1 protein-coding gene is annotated in these 617 nt (G+C 27.2%); it reads left to right on the plus strand.

The window, feature by feature from the left end; genetic code table 11:
* Positions 1-124 precede the first annotated feature (124 nt).
* Positions 125-580, plus strand: coding sequence for a hypothetical protein (locus CCO88_RS10645; protein WP_002786814.1), 456 nt, complete (start codon positions 125-127; stop codon positions 578-580).
* The last annotated feature ends 37 nt before the right edge of the window (positions 581-617 follow it).

Below are 617 nucleotides of genomic sequence, written 5' to 3' on the forward strand. Positions count from 1 at the left end.
AAAAAAAGCAAGTGAAATAAAAACTCTTGTAAGTAATTATGGTGGAATTTATATCTTTGATAAAAAAATAAGAGAAGAGATATTGGAATTAGAGAAAAAAAGAGAAGAATTTCGTAGTAAGTATTTGGGTAGTGAAATTAAAGTAGGAAATGAAACTCATTTTGTGAATTTTTCTTATTTGAAGAAAAAATTCCCCCAAATCCTTTCTAATGGTTGTAAATATTATCGTAATGATTATAATTATAAAATAGGAGAATCAAACTTCAACTTCAAAGATAAACCCGAATTTGCATACTATGAAGATCAATTTAAAGCATATATGGGTGAAGAAAACTATAAAAAATTAAGACCTTATTTAGGTATGACAACTTATTATGTGTGTGAGGGTAAAAAATATCCTGTTGTTTTTTCTACCATGATAGATTATAAAGTAAAAAACTATGGTTTATTTGGAGATGAAGGAAGAGGATTTAGCTTTTCAAGCATAAGTCGTAAAAGTGCAGGCGGAGGATCTTTTCATTATTTTACCAATGGTAAATTTATAAAAAGTGATGAAAAATATACAGGACAAAGTTACTGATGAATCCTAAAGAACTTATCTCTCAAATCAAAGACTA

This window comes from Campylobacter coli LMG 9860, from assembly GCF_000254135.1.
In the GTDB taxonomy this organism is placed as follows: domain Bacteria; phylum Campylobacterota; class Campylobacteria; order Campylobacterales; family Campylobacteraceae; genus Campylobacter_D; species Campylobacter_D coli.